At 70.6% G+C, this 2,178-nt stretch carries 3 protein-coding genes; all 3 read right to left on the bottom strand.

Going from position 1 to position 2,178, the window contains the following annotated elements; all coding sequences use genetic code 11:
• Window positions 1-7 precede the first annotated feature (7 nt).
• Window positions 8-721, bottom strand: coding sequence for a TonB C-terminal domain-containing protein (locus tag AOZ53_RS23895; RefSeq protein ID WP_006390100.1), 714 nt, complete (start codon window positions 719-721; stop codon window positions 8-10).
• Window positions 722-739: 18 nt separating this feature from the next.
• The gene (locus AOZ53_RS23890) at window positions 740-1,159 is read right to left on the bottom strand and encodes an ExbD/TolR family protein (RefSeq protein ID WP_054431806.1); all 420 of its coding nucleotides are present in this window, start codon (window positions 1,157-1,159) and stop codon (window positions 740-742) included.
• Window positions 1,160-1,172: 13 nt separating this feature from the next.
• The coding region (locus tag AOZ53_RS23885) for a MotA/TolQ/ExbB proton channel family protein (RefSeq protein ID WP_231690673.1) at window positions 1,173-2,178 on the bottom strand (1,006 nt) is incomplete at its 5' end.

Below are 2,178 nucleotides of genomic sequence, written 5' to 3'. Positions count from 1 at the left end.
CAGCACTTCAGGAGGGGCGGCGGCCGGTCAGCGATGCCCGGATCGGCATGCTGGCCGAGGCCGGCGGACGTTCATCCAGGCCCGGCACCGCGCGCAACGCCGCCACCACGCGGGCGTCGACGTCGGCATCGCCGCTGGAACGGGTCAGTTCGACACGCGTGATCTGGCCGCTGGCCGTGAGCCAGATGTTGGCTTGCAGGCGGAAGGTCAGATTGCGCGTGCGCTCGTCTTCGCGCAGGATCTTCTGCAGCGCGTAGGCGAGGTACTGGCTGTAGGTGGCGTTGCCGGCGCGGCCACCGCCGCCGCCCGCCATGCCCTTGCCCTGGCCGGCGCCGATGTTGAAGGCGTCGCTGCCCGCCTGGGCATCGCCGTCGATCTGCATCGGGTTGGCCAAGTCGTCGGACGGACGCGGCGGCGCCTCGTCCTGCGGCTTGGGCGGTTCGGGCGTGGGCTGCGGCTCGGGTTCGGGCGTGGCCACCGGCTCTTCCTTGGGCTGCTCGGGCTCCGGCGGCTTTTCCGGCTCGGGCGGCGGCGGCGGAGGCGGCGGCAGCGGGATGATCGCGGTGACCTTGGGCGCGTCGCGGCGCACCCCGGCCATGTCGTTGGCCCAGCGCCAGAGCGCGTAGGCGGCCGCGATCAACACCACCGCGACCGCCGCCAGCTTGAGCCAGCGGCGCGCGGGATGGGGGGTGCGCGGGGAATCGGATGCGTGGTGCGGCATGACAGTCGCCTCGGCCCCTTATTTCGGCTTGCCGGTGACCAGCCCGACCTGGGCCAGTTCCAGCCGGCGCAGCAGGTCCAGCACTTCCACCACCTTCTGGTACTGCACGGCGGAGTCGCCGCGCACGATCACCGGAAAGTCGGGATTCAGTGCCTTCTCCGTGCGCAGCCGGTCTTCCAGCTCGGGCAGGGTCACCGGGTAGGCGTCCAGGAACACCTGGCCGGCGTCGTTGACGGAAATGGCCTTGGTCTTGGGCTGCGACAGGGCGATGGACGAACTGGCCTTGGGCAGGTTGACCTTGATGCCGGCGATCTGCGCCGTGGCGGTCAGGATGAACATGACCAGCACGACCATCAGCACGTCGACCAGCGGCGTGATGTTGATACCGTCCACGGGCGCGTCGTCGTCATCGTCCTGGGAAGCGGATACGGAAGCCATGGCAGTCCTCTCCTTATGCTTCGGCGGCGGCCGGCTGCGCGTCGCGCACGGCCGGACGGCTGGCGGCGGGCGCGCGGGCGGCGCTGTGGTGGGCGGCTTCCTGGGCCTGGCTTTCGCCATGCACTTCGGCCAGGCGCGTCACGAACTCGTCGACGAACACGCGCATGTCGGCGCTGACTTCCTTGTTGCGCGAGACCAGGCGGTTGTAGCCAAACAGCGCCGGGATGGCGACGAACAGACCCATGGCGGTGGCCAGCAGCGCGGCGGCCATGCCCGGGGCGATGGCGTTGATGTTCACGTCACCCGCCATGGCGGTGCCCAGGAACACCACCATGATGCCCAGCACGGTGCCCAGCAGGCCGATGTACGGACCGCCGGCGATGGCGTTGGACAGCACGCCGAGCTTGGCGCCCAGCAGCTGGTTTTCCTTGGTGCGCACGGCGTCCAGCGAAGCGCGGATGGCTTCGATGGTGGCGGCCGAGATCGAGCTGGTATCCGCGCCCTGCTCGCGGCGGGTGCGGATTTCGTTGATGGCCACGCGGTACAGGCGCCACAGCGAGGCGTGCTCCAGGCGCTGGGCCAGGGCCTTGTCGTCGGCCAGCAGTTCCAGGCGCTGGCCGACCTTGGCGAAGGACTCGCGGAAGACCTCGTTGGCGCGCGCCACGCGGGCCACGTTGCGGCTCTTCTTGATCATGATGATCCACGACTGCACCATCATCAGCACCAGGATGGCGATGATGACCCAGGCGTCGATCGGCACCGCCTTGAGCAGGAAGCCCAGGCCGCCGAAGCCGAAGCCCGACTGTTCCTCGTCGGTGCCGTAGGCCACCAGGCGCGATTCGGCGCCCTGCGAGATCGCGTCGGCCAGGATCAGCGCGGCGGGACGGGCGACGCGCGACAGGCGCACTTCGTCGATGGCGCCGACGAACGGCGCGTACACATGCGGCGCCGGAGCGGCGGCGGCGTCGGCCGGCGCGGCCGCTTCGCCATTGGCGGCGGCGGGCGCGGCGGCCGCGGCC

Source organism: Achromobacter sp. 2789STDY5608621, from assembly GCF_001299375.1.
GTDB lineage: Bacteria > Pseudomonadota > Gammaproteobacteria > Burkholderiales > Burkholderiaceae_B > Achromobacter > Achromobacter insuavis.
Note: the sequence above shows the minus strand (reverse complement) of the source record. Positions and strands in the feature narration are given on the sequence as shown.